This is a genomic window from Protofrankia sp. Cr2 (assembly GCF_963555885.1).
Lineage (GTDB): Bacteria > Actinomycetota > Actinomycetes > Frankiales > Frankiaceae > Protofrankia.
The window spans coordinates 1-5,492 of the sequence record NZ_CAUVXG010000043.1; the positions used below are offsets into that span (position 1 = coordinate 1).

Annotated in this window: 3 protein-coding genes; 2 read left to right on the top strand and 1 reads right to left on the bottom strand. The window is 70.2% G+C overall.

Features of this window, described 5'->3' with window-relative positions; translation table 11 throughout:
• Positions 1 to 1,462: UDP-N-acetylmuramate--L-alanine ligase (gene murC / locus U9978_RS17610; RefSeq protein ID WP_416211017.1), on the top strand; the 1,462-nt coding region annotated here is incomplete at its 5' end.
• Positions 1,463 to 1,713: 251 nt separating this feature from the next.
• Positions 1,714 to 3,546 carry a hypothetical protein gene (locus U9978_RS17615; protein ID WP_322762237.1) on the top strand — a complete coding sequence of 611 codons (1,833 nt, stop codon included), beginning with the start codon at positions 1,714 to 1,716 and terminating at the stop codon, positions 3,544 to 3,546.
• A 28-nt stretch (positions 3,547 to 3,574) separates the two neighbouring features.
• Here U9978_RS17615 and U9978_RS17620 read toward each other — a convergent pair.
• Positions 3,575 to 5,492, bottom strand: a 1,918-nt coding sequence (locus tag U9978_RS17620) for a hypothetical protein (RefSeq protein ID WP_322762238.1), incomplete at its 5' end; no start/stop codon positions are given.

The following is a 5,492-nucleotide window of genomic DNA, read 5'->3' on the forward strand; positions in this document are numbered from 1 at the left end:
GGGCCCGGCGTGGTGTTCACTGCCTGTCGTGACCGGTGAGAACCCTCAGCACGTTCGCTTCCTCGGAATAGCCGGGGCGGGCCTGTCCGCGCTCGCCCACATCCACCTGGCCCGTGGCGGGATGGTCAGCGGCAGCGACGCCCAGGACGCACCCCGCCTGGACGCTCTGCGCGCCGCCGGCGCCCGGGTACGGGTCGGAGCCGTCACCGACCCGGCCGTGCTGGCCGCGGAACTGGCCGGCGTGGACGTCGTCGTGGTGTCCAGCGCGTTCCCCGATGACCATCCCGAGCTGGCGGCTGCGCGGCGGTGCGGTGTTCCGGTCCGCCGCCGCAGCGACTGGCTGCCGCAACTGACCGCCGGCTACGACCTGCTCGCGGTCGCTGGCTCGCACGGCAAGACCACCACGTCGGCCATGCTCGCCCTGGTGCTGCGGGCCGCCGGGGTCGACCCGACCGCGGTGATCGGCGCCGAGGTCGCGCAGCTCGGTGGCAACGCCCTGGTCGGAGCCGGAGCGCTGTTCGTCCTGGAGGCCGATGAGTACGGCGGGGCGTTCGCGAACCTCGACCCCGCGCTTGCTGTGATCACCAACGTCGAGTGGGAGCACCCCGACCTCTTCCCCGATGAGGCGGCCGTGCGCGCGGCCTTCACCGCGTTCGCCGCGCGGGTTCGCCCCGGCGGGACGCTGGTCGTCTGCGGGGACCATCCCGGCGTTCAGGCGGTGCTCGCGGCCCTGCCGGCCGGGCATGCCAGAGTCGTCGACTACGGTCTCCAAGCCGCCCGGACCTGGCGGGCGGTGGATCCGCGCCCGACGCCGGACGGCGGCATCCAGGCCACGGTCAGCCGGGACGGGCACGACATCGGGACGCTCACGCTTGCGTTGCCGGGCGTCCACACCGTTCTCAACGCGCTCGCGGCGCTCGCCGTCGCCGCGGAGCGGGGTCTTGCCGTACCCGACACTCTCGCGACCCTTGCGACCTACACCGGTGCGGCCCGCCGGTTCGAGCGGGTCGGCACCGCCGCATCGACCGACCGCCATGGACCGTTGGAGATCGTCGATGACTACGCCCACCACCCGACCGAGATCCGGGTGACGCTGGCAGCGGCCCGCCAGCGGGCCGGCTCGCGCCGGGTGTGGGTTGCCGTGCAGCCGCACACGTTCAGCCGGCTGGCCGCACTGATGGATGATTTCGCCGAGGCGTTCACCGACGCCGACCGGGTGTACGTCACCGATATCTACGCCGCTCGTGAGCACGACACCCTGGGGCTGCACGCCTGCGACCTCGCCAAGAAGATCTTCGTGCCGGAGACGACGTACTACGTCCCATGGGCGGAACTCACCGACCGGCTCGCCAGCGACCTGTCGGTCAGTCTGCCGGCCGCGCCGGACGGCGTCCTGCTGCTGACCCTGGGGGCCGGCACGATAACCGAGGTGGGTCGGTGGGTACTCGACGCGTTGGGATAGCGGCGCTCGGGCAGAAGTGCCGCATGTCAGCGCCATGTCGGCTGGCGGATAGTGACGTAGCCGATGCGGGCATGGGACCGTGCTCGGCGAACTCAGCATCGATGGGCATCGCGGCTACGTCGGCTACGTCGGCCACGTCGGCTACGTCGGCTACGTCGGCCACGTCGGCTACGTCGGCTACGTCGGCCACGTCGGCCACGTCGGCCACGCGGTGACATGGCAGGGTCCTGCAGTGATATGGGGGAGAGATTATGACCGGTCTTTCCACGCCGGAGGTTCCGTCGTCCGACCAGCCGTCGGATCGGGATCAACCGCCTCGCCCGGCCCTGCGGTTACGCGAGCGGTTGACGGGCTATCTGTCGACCGGGGTGACCGAGGATTTCCAGGCCGGCTGGTCCGCCGGTCAGGGGACGGCCGATCACGGTTTCGTCGACGCGCTCGCGGGCTCCAATGATCTTCTCGGGCAGTCCGAGGGAACGTCGGTCGAGATAGTCCTCACGGTTGACTTCGAGGACGCCGACGCGCTTGTTCAGGACCATGCCACGCCGGGGCGTCCGTCGGGCAGCGTGCGGATACCGGTGCTGTCCGCGGATCCGCTGACGATCGTCGGCGGCGAAGTCGTGCTGTTCGAACCCGTAGTCGAGCAGGTCGAGACCTGGCACGTACGTTATCGGCTGTCACTGGTCGCAGCTGACGGTGAGGGCTACGTTCTCGACGGATTCAAGGTTCTGCACGACCGTCCCGGTTTCGATGCGTGGTCGGATGCGACAACCCTCTACTTCACCGTGGGCTCGGTCACCGCTGGGACACTCGGCGTGGGCATTGCGCGTATCGCGTTCGCGGACTTCGTCCGGAATCTGCGGGCCGTGGAGGTGCTGGGCGTCCCCGCCGGCCGCCGCCGGTCGTACGAACTGGCGGTTCACAAGCTATTCGCCGGATACCTGCTGCGGATCTACGGTGGCCCGCTGGACGAGGCCCGCCGTTTTCCCGCCGCGCCCAGTCGTCCTTCAGGGCGGCCGTCGCGCCGGCAGCTACGGCTGCCGGTTCCCGAGGTTCGGTGGTGCGGTGCGGGCGGCCGTTGGCATGAGGGAACCGAAGTGGGGATGGACGGCTGGCTGCGGCTCATCCGGTACCAGGGCGGGACCAAGGGGCCGGTCCTGCTGGCCTCCGGATTCGGCATGTCGACGTCGGCGTTCCTGGCGGACACGATCCGCACCAACCTGACCGAGTTCCTCGTCGAGCAGCAATACGACGTGTGGTTGTTCGACTACCGCGCATCCATCGCGCTGCCCTCGTCAGCGGGCCAGTTCAGCATCGACGTCATCGCCACGCAGGACTGGCCGGCCGCCGTCGACGAGGTCCGCCGGGTCACCGCGGCGCCGAGTGTGCAGGCCTACGGGCACTGTGTGGGTTCGGCGTCACTGCTGATGGCCCTGGCGGTCGGCAAACTGCCCGACGTCCGTTCGGCGGTCTGCGCGCAGTTCACGCTGCATCCGGTCACTTCGCCGCTGAACCGGTTCAAGGCCGCGGTGCGCGTCGGGGAGCTGCTGGGCGGTGTCGGCCTGAGCCTTGTCCGGCCGGGGCGGTTCACCCCGCCCGGCATCGCGGTCGACCTGGCATTGCGGGCGCTGCCGATGGCCGGTTCCGAACGATGCGGTCAGGCGCTGTGCCGCTGGATCAACGCCATCTACGGCTGCACCCATCGCCACGCGCGACTGAACCAGGCGACCCATGAGGCGCTCAACGACATGTTCGGTGTCGGTAACCTCACCGCGTTGCGGCACCTGGCGTTGATGATGCGGGGGAGTAGGGCCGTCGATGACCGTGGCCAGGACGTCTACACCACGAACGCGGAGTTCCTGCGGCTACCCATCCGCTTCCTGCAGGGAACGGACAACTACATCTTTCTACCGGACGGAAGCGCGCGGACCATGCACTGGCTCCGCGAGGCCAACGGCCCCGGCCTGTACAGCCGCAGCCTGCTACCCGGTTACGCCCACCTTGACGCGATCATCGGTCAGGATGCAGACCGTGACGTCTACCCCTTCATCCTGAGCCATCTCGAGCCCACCGCCACGCTCTGATCACCGGCCGGTGATGCCCGGCCGGTGATCAGTCGAGGGTCATCCGTGCGGCGATCGTCCGGACCGTTTCGAGGCCCAGATCGGCAGCCGTCGCGAGGGCGGCCGCACGCAGGTCGCGGGCGCGTTCCCGGTCGCCGGGGGCATTACGGGAGACCAGGATGCCCGCGTACTCCACCTGTGTCAGCGCGACGAACGGTCGGGCTGACATGGTCTGGTGGCGTTCCAGCGCTGCCTCAAGGTGCGCGCAGGCGGCGTCCCACCGTCTGAGCGTGCCCGCGAGCACACCGAGATGGTGGGCCACCGCACCGAGGAAGGCCGCCAGACCGATGGTCGCGTTGTGACGGGCGAAGGGCAGCGCGAGGTCGTAGAGGGCCTGCGCCCAGACTTGGTCGCCGACCGAGATGGCCGCGCGGGTGAGCGCGACGATCGTCCCCCACCACAGGTAGTTCTCGTCGAGCGTGGCCGGGGTGCTCGGTGAGATGGCGCCGAGGATCGTTCTGACCTCCTCGTCGGCTCCCAGCTCGGCGCCGACCCACGCCTTGAGTGCCGGCCAGATTCGCATCTCCGGCCATCGGGCGGCGATGTCGTCGATGAAACCCGCGGTATCGCCTAGGCCGCCGCGTAGCCACATCGTGGGAATCGCCTGGCCGATGGAGATCAGTTCGGTTTGGGGATGGCCGATCTGGTGAAGCCGGGCGCGCAACTCGTCGGAGTGGACCTGCGCATGGGCGTGCCGGCCTTCAAGCGCGGCGACGACAACGTCCCACATGGTCGCCATCCGTAGAAACTCGGGATGGCGCAGCTCCCGGGCGAGACCCGCGAGAGTGGCCGCGGTGTCTGTGGCCAGCTCGAAGTCACCCCGCCGGAAGCGTGCGGTGAGCCTGACCCGTAATCCCTCGAGCAGTAGTTCGTGGTCACCAAGCTCTTCGCCGAGCCGCAGGATCTCGGTGGCCGCGGCGAGCTGGTCGTCGACGTCGCGGGGGCCATCCAGGGCCCAGCAACGGTGGTACAGGACGGCGGCGACGGTCGCCTGGTCATCCAACCGACGGGCGATCGTCTCCGCCTCGTCGCAGATGGCCACCCGCTCGCAGTAGGGCCGCTCGTAGTGGGCCCAGTGAGCCAGCCGTCCGAGCACCCTGGCGCGTGGGGGACTGTCAGCGTCACCGAGTCGTTCCAGCGCCTCGGTGAGAAGCGCCCGTGCCTGCGCGTCCGGGCTCACCGCCGCCGGCAGGACCCCGCCGTAGCCGAGCGCCGCGCGGACGAACAACGCACCCGCACCCGCACCCGCGTCCGTACCCGTACCCGTACCGGCCGAGCGGGCGACCGCGGCTGCCCGCTCGAAGCGTGCGTCCCGCGCCGGATACTCCCCGGCCCGGCCGTGGGCATCGCCAAGGGTGAGCAGGAGCTCGCACCGCAGCGTCTCGCTGCCTCCTCCGTGCCGGTCCAGGACATCCAGCGCCCGGCTGTAGTGGAATACCGCGCTGTCGAAAGCCGCCTCCTGCAGCGCTCGGTCGCCGGCGAGGCGCGCGTAGTGGGTGCTTCGGTCGGCGACAGCCGGGTCCGAGCACTCCCAGTAGTGGTGGGCGAGCTCGGCCGGCGCCGTTCCCGGTCGGTCCGCCAGAATGTCGGCGATCCGCCGGTGCAGCCGTGCGGTACGGGTACGGCCCAGACCGTCGCGCAGCACCCGGCGCACCACCGAGTGAGCGAAGACGTAGCGCGCGGGGGCGTCGGAAGCCTCGTGTACCAGGCCGGCCTGCCCGGCCTCATCGAGCAGGTCGAGCAGGTCGAGGTCATCGATCGGTGCCGCGGCGGCCAGGACGTCGAGGTCGAACTCGTGGCCGATCACCGACGCGACGGCGAGGGCCGGCCGGCACTGGGGGGACAGCCGGCTCAGGCGCCACTGCACCACATCGCGCACGGTTTCAGGGATCTCCACGGCCCCGGAG